Origin of the sequence: Micromonospora krabiensis (assembly GCF_900091425.1) — a bacterium.
Classification (GTDB): Bacteria; Actinomycetota; Actinomycetes; order Mycobacteriales; family Micromonosporaceae; genus Micromonospora; species Micromonospora krabiensis.
The window spans coordinates 2,132,398-2,147,259 of sequence record NZ_LT598496.1 but is presented as its reverse complement, the minus strand read 5'-3'; the positions used below and the strand labels follow the sequence as shown (position 1 = coordinate 2,147,259).

Genomic DNA, 14,862 nt, shown 5'->3' with positions numbered 1-14,862 from the left:
CACCGTCGCCGGGACGCCCGGGCGATCGTCCCCTCGTTCTAGTCGTACGGTGACCCGCTGGCAACAGGTTGTGACCCAGGCGATCTCGCGGGACGGGGTCGGTCGGAGGTGCGGCGCGGAACGGTTCAGTAGCTCTGCAGGAGACGCCGGACGAGCCGGAGCACGGCGTACCAGGACGACCCCGGATCGGCCATGGCGGACGGATCGGCACGACGCATCCGGTGGAGCAGCCGTTCCGCGGACCCTTCCGGGTCGACTCCCTCCTCCGTGGCGGCCTCGGGGTCGTACTCGGGTCGCTCCTTCTCCAACTCGCACAGGAAGAGCACCAACGCGTCGACGCCGCTGTTCAGGCGATGCGGGCTGCCGTCATCCGGGATGCAGTAGACGATGCCGGTGGCCACGTCGATGATGACGTCGTCCAAGCCGACCCCGCCCAGCGTCAGCCAGGTCGACATGTCGTACGCGCGGCTCGGGTAGCGCGCCGCGACGGCCTCCCACGCCGCACCGCCGATCCGGAGGTTGCCGTCGAGCAGGTCCTGGGCCACCTCGAACCATCCCGCCTGGTCCGGCAGGCCCACGTCCCGCAGGAAGTCCCGGGTCGGCTCGTGGGCGACGGCGACGAGGGTCGCCTCGTCCAGGGTCACCAGATCGTCCGCGTTGAACACCGACTCCAGCGTGGCTCGGTCGACCAGGGGGCTCATTGCCGCAACTCTGCCATCCGAGCCGTCCCGGCTGCAGGCCCGGCAACTCCGCCATCCTTGCCGCCCAGTTGCAGTCCCACCCGGCGCCGCGGGCGTCGTCCTCCCTGGTCCGCCCAAACCGGTCCGCGCCCGCCGATTAGGGTGGCTGGCATGGAAGTTCGGCTGCTGGTGAGCGTGGCGACCGCCGTCCTCCTCTCCGCCGGGCCGGCCGTCCCAGCGTCGGCCGCGCCGGCCCCAGCGGCGGCCACACCCGCCAGCAGCACACCCGCCGGCACGGCACCCGCAACCGGCGCCGCCGTTCCCTGCCCCCGGGTGCCGGCGCCGAAGGTCTCCCGTCCGCCGCGTCCGGTCCCGCCGCCCGGGGTGCCCGAGGACCGGCTCGTGGGTGGCCCGGCGCTGGCCACGGCCGGGCTCGTCGCGCCCGCCGGTGCGCCGGCCCCACCGGCGACCACCGCGGCCTCGTGGCTCGTCGCCGACCTCGACACCGGCCAGGTGCTCGGTGGCTGCGGGCCACACGAGTACGGCACCCCGGCCAGTGTGCAGAAGCTGCTCCTGGCGGCGACCATGATGCCCCGGCTGGACCCGAAGCAGGTCGTCACGGTCACCGACGAGGACATGGACATCGAGCCCGGGTCGTCGGCCGTGGGCCTGGTCGAGGGCGGCCGGTACACCGTCGAGACGGTCTGGCTCGGTCTGCTGCTCAACTCCGGGAACGAGGCGGCCAACGTGCTCGCCCGACTCGGTGGGGGAGTCGACGGCGTGGCCGGCGGGGTGCGGGCCATGAACGAGTACGCGCACCGGCTGGGCGCGCTCCAGACGCACGCGGTGACCCCCTCCGGGCTCGACGGGCCGGGTCAGTTCACCAGCGCGTACGACCTCGCGCTGATCGCCCGCGTCTGCTTCGCCGATCCCACCTTCCGCCGGTACGCGCTGACCGAGCGCACCCAGATCCCGGCCCAGCCGGCGAAGCGGACCAAGGGCTTCCAGATCCAGAACGAGAACCAGCTCATCTACCGCTACCCGGGCGCCCTGGGCGGCAAGACCGGCTTCACCGACCTGGCCCGGCACACCTACGTTGGCGCGGCCGAGCGCGACGGCCGACGCCTGGTGGTCACCCTGCTGGGGGCCGAACCGCAGCCGAAGCGGGGCTGGGAGCAGGGTGCGGCGCTGCTCGACTGGGGCTTCACGCTGCCCCGGTCGGCCGAGGTCGGGCGGCTGGTCCAGCCGGGGGAACTGCTGGCCACGCCCACTGCCGAGGCGTCCACGCCCGTGGTGAGCGCCGCGCCCCGACCGGCGGCGGCCAGCCGGTCGGGGGGCGTCGGCGTCGCAGGCTCGTGGTGGACGGTGGCGGGGGCCGGTGCTGGCGTCGTCCTGCTGCTGGCCGGGCTGCTCCGGCGCCGCCGGGCCACCCGCCGGGCCACCCGCTGACGGACCACCGGCTGCGGGGCCCGCTGACGCCACCCGCTGACGGACCACCCGCCGCGGTTCCGCTGACGGACCACCCGCCGCGGTCCGGCTGACGCGGGCCGCACCGGCGTCGACCGTGGCCGCCGGGGCCGTACGGATCGACAACGGCCGACGGCATCCATAGACTCCGGTCGCTCCGGTACCACGAGTCCAGGAGGATGCCCGTGTCGCGTGAACCCCACCCGCCGTCCGTGCCCGTCCCACCGAGCCCGGCCCGTACGCTGACCCGCCTCGCGGGCGCCGCGCTGATCGCCGGGGTGCTGGTCACCGCCGGCGGCACCGCCGCCGTGGCCGCCCCCGCGGGCGCCGCCGCCCCCGCGGGCGCCGCCGTCCCGGCCGCCACTGCTGGCGGGCCGCAGGGGCCGCGGACCACCAAGGGCCCGTGCGGCTACACCACGACGCCGGAGGAACCGGCCGCGCGGCCGGTCCCGCTGCCGCCCGACCCTCGACGTACGCCGGAGCGGGGCACCGTGCGCGTCACGCTGCGGACCAACCATGGTCTGATCGGCCTGACGCTGGACCGGGCGGCGGCTCCGTGCACCGTACAGAGCTTCCTGCACCTGACCCGGCACCACTTCTACGACCGGACGTCGTGCCACCGGCTGACCGCGTACCCGACGCTGAGCGTGTTGCAGTGCGGTGACCCGTCGGGCACGGGCTCCGGAGGGCCCGGCTACCGCTACCGCGACGAGTTGCCGACCGACCTGCCCCCGGCGCCCACCGACCCGACCGGCGTCCGCCGCCTGTACGCCCGGGGGACGCTCGCCATGGCCAATGCCGGCCCGGACACCAACGGCAGCCAGTTCTTCCTCGTCTACGCCGACTCCGCGCTGCGACCGAACTACACGGTCTTCGGTTCGGTCGACGCCGCCGGGCTGGCCACCCTCGACCGCATCGCGGCCGGCGGGATCGCGCCGACGGAGGAGGACCCCGCCCCGGTCGACGGTGCGCCCGCGCTGCCGGTGGACATCCGCAAGGCCGTACGTCACCACCACCACTGACCGGCCTCCGTCGCCGCGCCGGCCGACGTGCCCGGCGCGGCGACGGCCCGGGGCCGCCGCGTGCGAACCTCCGGGCCGCTCAGGTGTGCGCCTCCGCCGGGGGAGTGGCGGTGCTGTCCCGGACGACCAGCTCGGTCGCCAGCTCCACCCGGGGTGAGTCGATGCCCTCGCCCTGGGCCAGCCGCAGGACGGTGCGGGCGGCCAGGCGGCCCATCTCGACCAGCGGCTGCCGCACGGTGGTCAGCGGCGGCGACGCCCAGCGCGCCTCGGGCAGGTCGTCGAAGCCCACCACGCTCACGTCGTCCGGGACACGCAGGCCCCGCTGTCGGATGGCCTCGTAGACGCCGAAGGCCATCTGGTCGCTGGCGGCGAAGATCGCCGTCGGCGCCGCGTCGAGATCCAGCAGCGCGGTGCCGGCGGCGAAGCCGGAGGCGTGGTAGAAGTCGCCCGGGCAGATCAGCCGGTCGTCCATCGGCACGCCGGCCGCCTCCAGCCCGGCCCGGTAACCGTCGAGGCGGGCCCGGCTGCACAGCAGGTGCGTGGGCCCGGCGACGAAACCGATGCGTCGGTGGCCCAGCGACAGCAGGTGTTCCGTCGCGGCGAGGCCGCCGGCCCAGTTGGTGGCGCCGATGGTCGGCACGTCGGTGGCCGGCACGCCGGCCGGGTCGACCACCACGACCGGCACGTTGAGCCGGCGCAGCTGCGCGTAGAGCGGGGGGTCGACGTGGGAGGTCACGAAGATGACCCCGTCGGTCGCCCGGGCCCGCAGGTTCTGCAACCACTGGCGAGCCGCGGTGGGCTGGCGGTGGATCGCCGAGACGACGGTGCCGAGACCCGCGCCGTGGCCGACGTCCTCCACCCCGCGGATGATCTCCACGGCCCAGGGGCTGTCGAGGTCGTTGAAGACCAGGTCGAGCAGGCCGGGGCTGCGCACCGCGCGGGTGACCCGGCGGCGGTAGCCGTGGTGGCGCAACAGCTCCTCGACCCGCTCCCGGGTGCCGGGCGCGACGTCCGACCGTCCGTTGAGCACCCTCGACACGGTCGGCACCGAGACCCCGGCCTCCCGCGCGATGGCGGTGATGGTCACCCTGCGTCCCCCGTCGGCGTCCACCGGCGTCTCCCTCCCCGGCTCGGGGCCGGACCGGCGGCGCCGGTGCCGGAAGCCCGTCGCCGCTGCCCGTCCCGGTCATCTTGCCGCACCGGTCGGGGCGCTGGCGACAGGGCGGAGCGCCGTCGGGTGCACCGGGGTTCCGGAAATTACCGGAAGTCGGACCGTCCGTACCGGTCGATGTGCCGCCGACGTTCAGCCGGTGGTTGACGCCGGCCGTCCGGGACCGGACGACGGCGTGTACGGGGCGCAGGACGATCGGACGACCAGCTCGGTCGGCAGCCGGACGTGCGGGTCGCGTTCGATGCCGCCGACGAGGTCGATGAGCATTCGCATCGCCTCCGCGCCCATCCGCTGGAGCGGTTGCGCGATCGTGGTGAGCTGCGGGGTGACCAGCGCCGACTCGGGGATGTTGTCGAAGCCGATCACGGACAGGTCGTCGGGCACGGTGAGTCCCATCCCCCGCGCGACGTCCATCGTGGAGATCGCGGAGAGGTCGTTGCCGGCGAAGACGGCGGTCGGCCGGTCGGGCAGTCCGAGCAGCTCCGCGGCCGTGGCGGCGGCGCTCTCGACGCGGAATCCGCCGACCCGGACGAGCCGTTCGTCGACCGCGACGCCCGCGTCGGCCATGGCGCGCCGGAAGCCGGCCTCGCGCAGGCGCGCCGACTCGAGGTCGGCGCGACCGCTGATGTGGCCGATGCGGCGGTGCCCGAGCGACAGCAGGTAGTTGGTCGCGAGCACCGCGCCGGCGAAGTTGTCGGAGTCGACGGTGGGCAGCCCGGACGGGCCGGTGTGCGGGTCGACGGCCACGACGTGGAAGCCCTGCTTCGTCTCGACCACCGTGGGCGTGACGATCACGGCCCCGTCGATGAGTGTCCCGGACAGGCGGGCCAGCGAGCGTCGCTCCCAGCCGACGGCCGTGCCGTCGCCGTCGCCGCCGGAGTACGCCAGCAGCTGATAGCCGGTGCCCGCGACCTCCCTCGACGCCCCCTTGAGCAGCTCGGTCGAGAACGGCTCGAACTCGGCGACGAGGATGCCCAGGACGTTCGTGCGGTGACTGCGCAGGCTCTGCGCCCCCAGGCTGGCCTCGTAGCCGAGCTGGTGGATCACCTCCCGGACGCGCTCCACGGTCGCCTGCGCGACGCCGTAGCGACCGTTGACGACCTTCGACACGGTGGCCACCGAGACGCCGGCCGTACGGGCCACGTCCGACATCTTGACACGCTCGGGGAAGGTCACGCCGACGATGATAGAGGGCCACCCGCGCCTCCTCGCGAGGGAGTCGAAAACGTTATCGACAACGGTTGACACCCCGTTACGAGACTGTAAAACTCGCCGCACCTAATTACCGCCACTGCTAGTCGAGGAGACGTGTCGATGGCGATGAAGCACCGCGCGAAGGGCGCCCTGGCGTTGTTCGCGACCACCGCACTGCTCGTCGCCGGGTGTAACGGCGGCGGCAGCGAGGAACCCGCCGAGAACGAGCTCTACAAGAACCCGGTGACCCTGACCTGGTGGCACAACGCCTCCCAGGACGGGCCTGGCAAGACGTACTGGGAGAAGGTCGCCAAGGACTTCTCCGCACTGCACCCGACCGTCACGATCCAGATCGAGGCGATCGAGACCAACCAGCTCCAGCGCACCCGGCTCCCCGCCGCGCTGCTGACCAACGACCCGCCGGACATCTTCCAGACGTGGGGCGGCGGCGAGATGCGGGAGCAGGTGGAGGCCGACTACCTCAAGGACCTCACCGATCAGGTCAAGACCGAGGTTGCCAACATCGGCAGCGCGGCCGAGATCTGGGAGGTGGACGGCAAGCAGTACGGCCTGCCGTTCCGGATGGGCATCGAGGGCATCTGGTACAACAAGGACATGTTCGCGCAAGCGGGCATCACCGCTCCGCCGACCACGTTCGAGGAGCTGAACCAGGCGGTCACGAAGCTCAAGGCCATCAACGTCATCCCGATCGCCCTGGGCGCCGGTGACAAGTGGCCCGCCGCGCACTGGTGGTACAACTTCGCGCTGCGCGCCTGCTCGGTCGACACGCTCAAGAAGGCCTCCGTCGAGCTGGTCTTCGACGACCCGTGCTTCGTGAAGGCCGGCCAGGACCTGAAGGCCTTCATCGACACCAAGCCCTTCCAGCCCAACTTCATCGCCACGCCGGGCCAGAACGATCCGACCAGCGCGAACGGTCTGCTCGCCAACGGCAAGGCCGCGATGGAGCTGATGGGCGACTGGAACCGGGGCACCTTGGAGACCGTCTCCACGAACCCGGAGGCCCTCAAGAAGTTCCTCGGTTGGTTCCCGGTCCCGGCGATCGCCGGCTCGCCCGGTGACCCGAAGGCGGCCCTCGGTGGCGGTGACGGCTTCTCCTGCGCCAAGAACGCTCCGGCCGAGTGCGTCGAGTTCCTCAAGTACATCGTGAGTCCCGAGGTGCAGAAGGGCTACGCCGAGACCGGCACCGGTCTGCCGGTCACCAAGGGTGCGGAGGCCGGCGTCGTCGACCCCTCCCTGAAGTCCATCCTGGAGGCCACCTCCGGTGCGACCTACACGCAGCTCTGGCTGGACACGGCCTTCGGCAGCACCGTCGGCACCGCGATGAACAACGGCGTCGTCGCCATCTTCGCCGGCACCGGCACCCCGGAGAAGGTCGTCGAGGAGATGAAGGCGGCCGCGAAGAAGTGACCTCCACCAACCCGACCCGGATCCCCGTCGGCGGCGCGGACGCGCCGCCGGCGGGCCCCCGGCCGGCCCGGCGCTCGTCCGCCCGGGCCGCCCAGACCAGACGCAAGTGGTACGAGATCATCGGGCTCACCACGCCGGCGATCGTCGTCTACGTGATGTTCGTGCTGGTGCCGATGGGATTCGCGGTCTACTACAGCCTGTACCGCTGGCGCGGCGTCGGGCCGCCCACCGACTTCGTCGGCTACGACAACTACGTCCTCGCCTTCCAGGACCCGGTCTTCCTCGACGCGCTGCGCAACAACGTCATCATCGTGGTCGGGTCGCTGGTGATCCAGGGGCCCATCGCCCTGGCCGTGGCCCTGCTGCTCAACCGACGCTTCCGTGGACGCGCCGCCTTCCGGCTGCTGGTGTTCGTGCCGTACGTCCTCGCCGAGGTCACCGTCGGCATCATGTGGAAGCTGCTCCTCACCGGCGACGGCACCGTCGACGCGTTGCTCCGGCAGCTCGGTCTGGGCAGCTTCGTGCAGGCGTGGCTCGCCGACCTCGACGTCGTGATCTGGACGATGCTGTTCGTCCTCACCTGGAAGTACGTCGGCTTCGCGATCATCCTCCTGCTCGCCGGCCTGTCGAACGTGCCGCCCGAGCTGACCGAGGCCGCCGCGATCGACGGCGCGAGCTGGTGGCAGACCCAGCGCCACGTCATGCTTCCGCTGCTGGGGCCCACGTTCCGGATCTGGATGTTCCTGTCGATGATCGGTTCGTTGCAGGCCTTCGAGGTGATCTGGGTGACCTCGGTGCCCGCGGTCCGCTCGCTCGGCGCCTCGGCCACCATGGCCACCTACATGGTGGACAACGGCTTCTTCGCCCGGCTGTGGGGCTACGGCAACGCCGTCGCCGTGATCCTCTTCGTCATCTCGTTCATCGCGGCGCTGCTGTTCCAGCGCTTCCTCCTGCGCCGCGACATCGAGGGCGCCGTCACCGGAAGGAGGAACTGACGTGACCGCCGACGCCGTCCCCGCTTCATCCCCCTCGCGTAAGCCCTTCGCGTGGAGCAGTCCGCTGACCTACGCCCTGGCGCTCGCGGTCGCCGCCATCTCGATCGCGCCGGTGGTCTACGTGATCGTCGGCGGTTTCCGCACCACCCCGCAGATCATCGCGGACCCGGCCGGGCTGCCCGACCCGTGGGTCTGGGACAACTACGCCCGCGTGCTGACCCAGAGCGACTTCTGGCAGCAGGCGTTCAACAGCGCGGTCATCGCCGTCGGCACGACGCTCGCGGTCGTGGTGCTCGGCGTCTGCGCCGCGTTCGTGCTCGCCCGGTACGCCTTCCGCGGCCGCGAGGCGCTCTACACCTTCTTCACGCTCGGCCTGCTCTTCCCCTCCGGGGCGGCGATCCTGCCGCTCTACCTCATGCTGCGCGACCTCGACCTGATCAACTCCTACTACGCGGTGATCCTCCCGCAGGTCGCCTTCTCGCTACCGCTCACGATCGTGATCCTGCGGCCGTTCCTGGCCGCCGTCCCCCGAGAGTTGGAGGATGCCGCGGCGATCGACGGTGCCGGCCGACTCGGCTTCCTCTGGCGCATCATGCTGCCGCTGTCCCGGCCCGCGCTGGTCACCGTCGGGGTGCTCGCGTTCGTGGCGAGCTGGAACGCGTTCCTGCTGCCGCTGCTCGTGCTCGGCGACGCCGACCTGCACACCCTGCCGCTGGGCGTGCAGAACTTCTCCAGCCAGTACACCTCCGACACCGCCGGGATCCTCGCGTTCACGTCGTTGGCGATGTTGCCGGCGCTGCTCTTCTTCACCTTCGCCGAGAAGCAGATCGTCGGCGGCCTCCAGGGTGCCGTGAAGGGCTGAGCGGCACCGGTACGCGCAGAGAGGCGAAACACCGCATGACCGTCTACCTGTTCGCCCGGCCGGCCGCCCTGTGGGGGCCGACGGGCGGAGGAAAGTGACCGACAACGTGACCGTGGACACCGAACCGAGCATCGCCATCTGGAACGACCCCTCCTACGACCTGCCGACCCGCGTCGACGCCCTGGTCGCCGCGATGACCCTGGCGGAGAAGATCGCCCAGCTGTACGGGGTGTGGGTGGGCGCCTCCGCCGACGGCGGCGAGGTCGCGCCGCACCAGCACGAGATGGAGGACCCGGTCGACCTGGAGGCCCTCCTCGGCACCGGTCTCGGCCAGCTCACCCGGCCCTTCGGCACCGCGCCGGTGGACCCGGCGCTCGGCGCGCTCTCCCTGCTGCGGACCCAGCAGCGAATCGTCGCCGCCAACCGGTTCGGCATCCCCGCGCTGGCCCACGAGGAGTGCCTGGCGGGCTTCGCCACCTGGGGCGCCACCGCGTACCCGGTGCCGCTGTCCTGGGGGGCGACCTTCGACCCCGAACTGGTCCGGCGGATGGCCGACGCGATCGGCGAGGACATGCGCCGCCTCGGCGTGCACCAGGGGCTCGCACCGGTGCTCGACGTGGTCCGCGACGCCCGCTGGGGGCGCGTCGAGGAGACCCCCGGTGAGGACCCCTACCTGGTCGGCACGATCGCCACCGCGTACATCCAGGGGCTGGAGAGCGCCGGGGTGGTCGCCACCCTCAAGCACTTCGCCGGCTACTCCGCGTCCCGGGCCGGCCGCAACCACGCGCCGGTCAGCATGGGCGCCCGGGAGCGGGCCGACGTGATCCTGCCGCCGTTCGAGATGGCCGTGATGGAGAGCGGCGTCCGCTCGGTGATGCACGCCTACACCGACACCGACGGGATTCCCTCGGCGGCCGACGAGGAGCTGCTCACCGGCCTGCTGCGGGACACCTGGGGCTTCACCGGCACGGTGGTCTCCGACTACTTCGGCATCGCCTTCCTGCGCATGCTGCACGGCGTGGCCGGTGACTGGGCCGAGGCGGCCGGCGCCGCTCTCGCCGCCGGGGTGGACGTCGAGCTGCCCACGGTCAAGACCTTCGGCGCGCCGCTGCACGCGGCGGTCACCGCCGGTCAGGTGCCCGAGGCGCTGGTCGACCGGGCGGTGCGGCGGGTGCTGCTGCAGAAGGCGGAGCTCGGGCTCCTCGACCCCGACTGGGACCCGGTGCCCCCGGCCCTGCGCGGCGTGGACCTCACCGACCCGGACGCCCTGCGCGGCACCATCGACCTGGACACCCCGGGAAACCGGGCGCTGGCCCGCCAGGTCGCCGAGCAGGCGGTCGTCCTGCTGCGCAACGACGGCACCCTGCCGCTCGCCCGGCCCGCCCGCATCGCGCTGGTCGGCCCGCAGGCCGAGAACGCGACCGCCACGCTGGGCTGCTACTCCTTTCCGCTGCACGTCGGCCCCCACCACCCCGAGGTGCCGCTCGGGATCGAGCTGCCCACGCTGGCGCAGGCGCTGCGCGCCGAGTTCCCGGACAGCGAGGTCGTCGTCGAGCTGGGCGCCACCGTCGACGACCCGGACACCGCCGGGTTCGCGGCGGCCGTCGACGCGGCCCGGAGCGCGGACGTCGTGGTCGTCGCCCTCGGCGACCGGGCCGGGCTGTTCGGCCGGGGCACCAGCGGCGAGGGCTGCGACGTCGAGTCGCTCGTCCTGCCCGGCGTGCAGCAGCAGCTGCTCGACGCGCTGCTCGACACGGGCACGCCGGTCGTGGTGACGCTCGTCGCCGGCCGCCCGTACGCGCTGGGCCGGGCCGTCGACGAGGCCGCCGCCATCGTGCAGTCCTTCTTCCCCGGGGAGGAGGGCACGCCGGCGATCGCCGGCGTGCTCAGCGGTCGGCTGGAACCGCAGGGACGGCTGCCGGTCAGTGTCCCGCGCACCCCGGGCGGCCAACCGACGACCTACCTCGCCGCGCGGCTCGGACACGCAACCGACGTGTCCAACCTCGACCCGACCCCGGCGTACGGCTTCGGGCACGGGCTGAGCTACACCCGGTTCGACTGGTCGGAGCTGACGGCCGAACGGACGGTGGCGGACACCGACGGCGAGTTGCGGGTGGGCTTCACGCTGCGCAACGCCGGCGACCGGTGGGGCAGGGAGGTGGTGCAGCTCTACGCGCACGACCCGGTGGCCTCGGTGGTGCAGCCGGTCCAGCGACTCATCGGCTACCTGCGGGTGCCGCTGGACCCCGGCGCGGCCTGCCGGATCGACGTGGACGTGCCCGCCGACCTGTTCTCGTTCACCGGACGGGACGGCCGGCGCGTGGTCGAGCCGGGCGAGGTGGAGCTGCGGCTCTCCGCGTCCAGCGCCGACGTCCGCCTCGCCGTGACGGCGTCGCTGCGGGGGTCGGCTCGGCACGTCGACCACACCCGGCGGCTGCACCCGCGGTTCACCGTCACTCCGTCCCAGGGCTGACCGCCCGTGTTCACGGACCTGTCGGAGGAGCAGCTGCGCGCCCACCGCAGCGCGGTGCGGGAGCCCGACGACTTCGACGGGTTCTGGCAGGGCACGCTCGCGCAGGCGCGGGCGGCCGGCTCGGCCGTGCGGGCCGAGCCGGTGGCGGCCGGGCTGAGCGCCGTCGACGTCCTCGACGTGACGTTCGCCGGCTTCGACGGGCAGCCCGTCCGGGGGTGGCTGCGGCTGCCCCGGAACGCGCCGACGCCGTTGCCCACCGTCGTGCAGTACGCCGGCTACGGCGGTGGGCGCGGGCACCCGCTGGAGAACCTGCTCTGGGCGGCGGCCGGGTTCGCGCACTTCCAGATGGACACCCGTGGGCAGGGTTCCGGCTGGAGCCGTGGCGACACCCCGGATCCGGCCACCGCCGGCCCGGAGGCCCCCGGGGTGATGACCCGGGGCATAGCCGACCCGCGCAGCTACTACTACCGGCGGTTGATCACGGACGCGGTCCGGGCGGTGGACGCCGTCCGGACCCTGCCGATGGTCGACCCCGGCCGGGTGGCGGTGCTCGGGCAGAGCCAGGGCGGCGGACTGGCGCTCGCCGCCGGCGCGCTCGCCACCGGCGTACGGGCCGTCGTCGCCCACGTGCCGTTCCTCTGCGACATTCCGCGGGGCGTGGTGGTCACCGACGCCCGCCCCTACCGGGAGGTCCGCGACTACCTGGCGGTCCACCGGGACGCCGAGGAGCGGGTCCTGGCCACCCTGGCGTACGTCGACGGGGTGAACTTCGCCCGCCGGTGCCACCTGCCGGCGCGCTACTCGGTGGCGTTGATGGACGAGATCGTGCCGCCGTCGACCGTCTACGCCGCCGTGAACGCGCACGCCGGGCCGACCGAGCTGTCGGTGTGGCGCTACAACGGCCACGAGGGGGGCGGCATCGACGACGACGCGGCGGCCCTGCGGTTCCTCCGGGAACACCTGGCACCCGACTCGGACCCGGGGGCCCGCCCGGGCTGGTAGACAGGACGGGTGCGCAGGTCAGGCCGGTCGGGCGCCCCATGGCGGGCCGGTGTGGCGCCGTTCCGTCTGGGCCCGACGCCGGTCCGGGTCGCGGTCGCGCTGCTCGCGCTCGCCAGCGTGCTCGCGGCCTGCTCCCGGCCGGAGCCGCGTCCGGCGCCGACCCCCGCCGGCCCGACGTCGTCCGGCCCGTCCCCGTCGATCTCCAGCCCGGCGCGGCCGGCGCTGCCCGGCTTCGTGGTGCTCGGCGACGTCGACCCCCGCATCCTCACCGACATCCGGTACGCCACCCCGCACAACTTCGTCGGCCGGCCGATCACCGCGTACCGCGAGCCGCTCTGCCTGCTCACCCGGCGGGCCGCCGAGGCGCTGCGCCGCGTCGAGGACGCCGCGCTCGCTGGCGGGCACACCCTCAAGGTGTACGACTGCTACCGGCCGGTGCCGGCGGTCGACGACTTCGTCGACTGGGCCAAGCGCCCCGGTGAGCAGCAGACCAAGGCCGAGTTCTACCCCCACCTGGCCAAGTCGCGGCTCTTCGCGGACGGCTACATCGGCGCGCCCACCGCGCACAGCCGGGGGAGCACCCTGGACCTGACCCTGGTGGCGGTGCCCGCCGCGACGCAGCCCGCGTACGTGCCCGGCCAGCCGCTGGCGGCCTGCACCGCGCCGCGCGCCGACCGGTTCCCGGACAACAGCGTCGACATGGGCACCGGGTTCGACTGCTTCGACAGCCTCGCGCACACCGCCGACCCCCGGGTCACCGGCCCCGCCCGGGACAACCGGATGCTGCTCAAACGGCTGATGACCGACGCCGGGTTCGTCAACTACGACCGCGAGTGGTGGCACTACTCCTACCGGGACGAGCCCTACCCGGACACGTTCTTCGACGCCCCGGTGGCCCGGTCGTCGGTGGGGTGAGGGGCCCACCGGGCGGGTACGGCATGATCAGGTGCGCGGTCGGGCGCGACAGCCCCGACGCCGCCAACGGGAAGGGGAGGACCCGGTGACCACCGAGCGGATCGATCCGCCGCTGACCGGCGGCGAACGGGAGATGCTGCGGGCCTTCCTCGACTACCACCGGTCGACGCTCGCACTGAAGTGCGACGGGCTCTCCGACGACGAGCTGCGCCGGCAGTCGTCGCCGCCGTCGACGCTGTCGCTGCTCGCCCTCGTGCGGCACATGGCGGAAGTGGAGCGACAGTGGTTCCGGCGGGTGATCGACGGGCAGGACCTCCCGCTGGTCTGGTCGGCCAAGGGTGACTTCCAGGAGGCGTACGACGCGAGCGCGTCGACCCGCGCCGAGGCGTTCGCGGCGTGGCGGCGGGAGGTCGAGCACTCTCGCCGGATCGAGCGGGAGGCGGAGTCGCTCGACGTCGTCGGGCACAACGCGCGGTGGGGGACGGACGTGTCGCTGCGGCTGGTGATGCTGCACCTCATCCACGAGTACGCCCGCCACAACGGGCACGCCGACTTCCTCCGCGAGGCGATCGACGGCACCGTCGGCGCCTGACCGCACCACCGCGCCCGAAGCCGATCTCGACGTGGGCGCTTCGGCCGCGCCAACCGTTCAGGCCGTCGGATCGGCGGCGGCAGCGGCGTACCGCTGCGCCAGCCGGCGCAGCAGGTCACGCAGCTCGGGCGGGTCGAGCACCTCGAAGGGCACGTCGAGGGTGCCGAGGAAGGCGGCCAGGTCGGCCAGTGACTCGCCGCCGGTGTGCAGCAGGCAGGACTGCTCGTCGACCGCCTCCAGCAGCCCCGCCGTCGCCGGCAGCCGCCGCGCCATCGTGGTCGCCGAGGCGTGCACGCGTACGCGTGCGGGGTGCGGCCAGGCCGCCGAGCCGACGCCGCGCAGCACGTGCGAGACGGCGTCGCCGCCGGGCGGCTCCCGGGGCGGGAAGCGCGGGCCGGTCGGCACGCGGGGCCGGACCCGGTCGGCCCGGAACGTCCGCCAGTCCGCCCGCTCGGTGTCCCAGCCGAGCAGGTACCAGCGGCGTCCGGTGTAGACCAGCCGGTTCGGCTCCACGGTGCGGACGCTGTCCGCGCCATCGTGGCCGACGTAGTCGAAGCGCAGCCGCTCCCGGCGGTGGATGGCGGACGCGACCGTCGTCAGGATGGCCGCGTCCACGGTCGGCCCTCCGGTTGCGGCGGAGACGGTGGCGGCCCGCAACGCGTCCACGCGGTGCCGCAGCCGGGACGGCAGCGATCGCTCCAACTTGGCCAGCGCGCGCAGCGACGTCTCCTCGATCCCGGCGACGGTGCCGGCCGCCGCGGCCCGCAGCCCGACCGCGACGGCGACCGCCTCGTCGTCGTCGAGCAGCAGCGGCGGCAGCTCCGAGCCGGCACCGAGCCGGTAGCCGCCGCCGACGCCGGGCCGGGACTCCACGCGGTAACCCAGCTCGCGCAGGCGCTCGACGTCGTTGCGGACGGTCCGGGTGGTCACGTCGAGCCGCTCGGCGAGGTCCGCGCCGGAGCGGTCCCGGCCGTCCTGGAGCAGGGCCAGCAGTCGCAGCAGCCGGGTCGAGGTCGCCAACATGCCACAAGTCTGCCAGCGATCGCGGAACCGGATGTTCC

Annotated in this window: 13 protein-coding genes; 9 read left to right on the top strand and 4 right to left on the bottom strand. The window is 73.4% G+C overall.

Annotation, left to right across the window (positions count from 1 at the left end):
- Positions 1 to 125: 125 nt before the first annotated feature.
- Positions 126 to 701 carry an SUKH-4 family immunity protein gene (locus GA0070620_RS09525; protein WP_091589526.1) on the bottom strand — a complete coding sequence of 192 codons (576 nt, stop codon included), beginning with the start codon at positions 699 to 701 and terminating at the stop codon, positions 126 to 128.
- 150 nt (positions 702 to 851) lie between these two features.
- Between GA0070620_RS09525 and GA0070620_RS09520 the strand changes: the two genes are divergently transcribed.
- On the top strand, positions 852 to 2,129 hold the full coding sequence (locus GA0070620_RS09520) for a D-alanyl-D-alanine carboxypeptidase family protein (protein ID WP_091589525.1): 1,278 nt from the start codon (positions 852 to 854) through the stop codon (positions 2,127 to 2,129).
- Between the two features lie 203 nt (positions 2,130 to 2,332).
- The gene (locus GA0070620_RS09515) at positions 2,333 to 3,169 is read left to right on the top strand and encodes a peptidylprolyl isomerase (RefSeq protein WP_231922310.1); all 837 of its coding nucleotides are present in this window, start codon (positions 2,333 to 2,335) and stop codon (positions 3,167 to 3,169) included.
- Between the two features lie 79 nt (positions 3,170 to 3,248).
- Here GA0070620_RS09515 and GA0070620_RS09510 read toward each other — a convergent pair whose 3' ends face one another.
- Both GA0070620_RS09510 and GA0070620_RS09505 read right to left on the bottom strand, forming a co-directional pair.
- Entirely contained in the window at positions 3,249 to 4,280 is a 1,032-nt protein-coding gene (locus GA0070620_RS09510) for a LacI family DNA-binding transcriptional regulator (protein WP_091589523.1), read from the bottom strand.
- Between the two features lie 192 nt (positions 4,281 to 4,472).
- Entirely contained in the window at positions 4,473 to 5,516 is a 1,044-nt protein-coding gene (locus GA0070620_RS09505) for a LacI family DNA-binding transcriptional regulator (protein ID WP_091589522.1), read from the bottom strand.
- Positions 5,517 to 5,654: 138 nt separating this feature from the next.
- Here GA0070620_RS09505 and GA0070620_RS09500 point away from each other — a divergent pair, with 138 nt between their 5' ends.
- The 7 genes from GA0070620_RS09500 to GA0070620_RS09470 all read left to right on the top strand — a co-directional run bounded on the left by GA0070620_RS09500 (position 5,655) and on the right by GA0070620_RS09470 (position 13,801).
- A complete protein-coding gene (locus GA0070620_RS09500; protein ID WP_091589521.1) occupies positions 5,655 to 6,962 on the top strand; it encodes an ABC transporter substrate-binding protein in 1,308 nt (435 codons plus the stop codon).
- A complete protein-coding gene (locus GA0070620_RS09495; protein ID WP_091589520.1) occupies positions 6,959 to 7,957 on the top strand; it encodes a carbohydrate ABC transporter permease in 999 nt (332 codons plus the stop codon). The genes GA0070620_RS09500 and GA0070620_RS09495 overlap by 4 nt, the downstream gene beginning before the upstream one ends.
- 1 nt (position 7,958) lies before the next feature.
- Positions 7,959 to 8,819, top strand: a complete 861-nt coding sequence (locus GA0070620_RS09490; protein WP_091589519.1) for a carbohydrate ABC transporter permease — start codon at positions 7,959 to 7,961, stop codon at positions 8,817 to 8,819.
- A gap of 94 nt (positions 8,820 to 8,913) precedes the next feature.
- Complete coding sequence (locus GA0070620_RS09485; protein ID WP_091589518.1) at positions 8,914 to 11,292, top strand: beta-xylosidase/alpha-l-arabinosidase; 2,379 nt, start codon at positions 8,914 to 8,916, stop codon at positions 11,290 to 11,292.
- Positions 11,293 to 11,298: 6 nt separating this feature from the next.
- A complete protein-coding gene (locus GA0070620_RS09480) occupies positions 11,299 to 12,294 on the top strand; it encodes an acetylxylan esterase (RefSeq protein WP_091589517.1) in 996 nt (331 codons plus the stop codon).
- 51 nt (positions 12,295 to 12,345) lie between these two features.
- The gene (locus GA0070620_RS09475) at positions 12,346 to 13,209 is read left to right on the top strand and encodes a M15 family metallopeptidase (protein WP_231922309.1); all 864 of its coding nucleotides are present in this window, start codon (positions 12,346 to 12,348) and stop codon (positions 13,207 to 13,209) included.
- Between the two features lie 133 nt (positions 13,210 to 13,342).
- The gene (locus GA0070620_RS09470) at positions 13,343 to 13,801 is read left to right on the top strand and encodes a DinB family protein (protein WP_377520547.1); all 459 of its coding nucleotides are present in this window, start codon (positions 13,343 to 13,345) and stop codon (positions 13,799 to 13,801) included.
- A 57-nt stretch (positions 13,802 to 13,858) separates the two neighbouring features.
- Here GA0070620_RS09470 and GA0070620_RS09465 read toward each other — a convergent pair whose 3' ends face one another.
- Entirely contained in the window at positions 13,859 to 14,824 is a 966-nt protein-coding gene (locus GA0070620_RS09465; RefSeq protein WP_091589515.1) for a helix-turn-helix transcriptional regulator, read from the bottom strand.
- Positions 14,825 to 14,862: the final 38 nt, after the last annotated feature.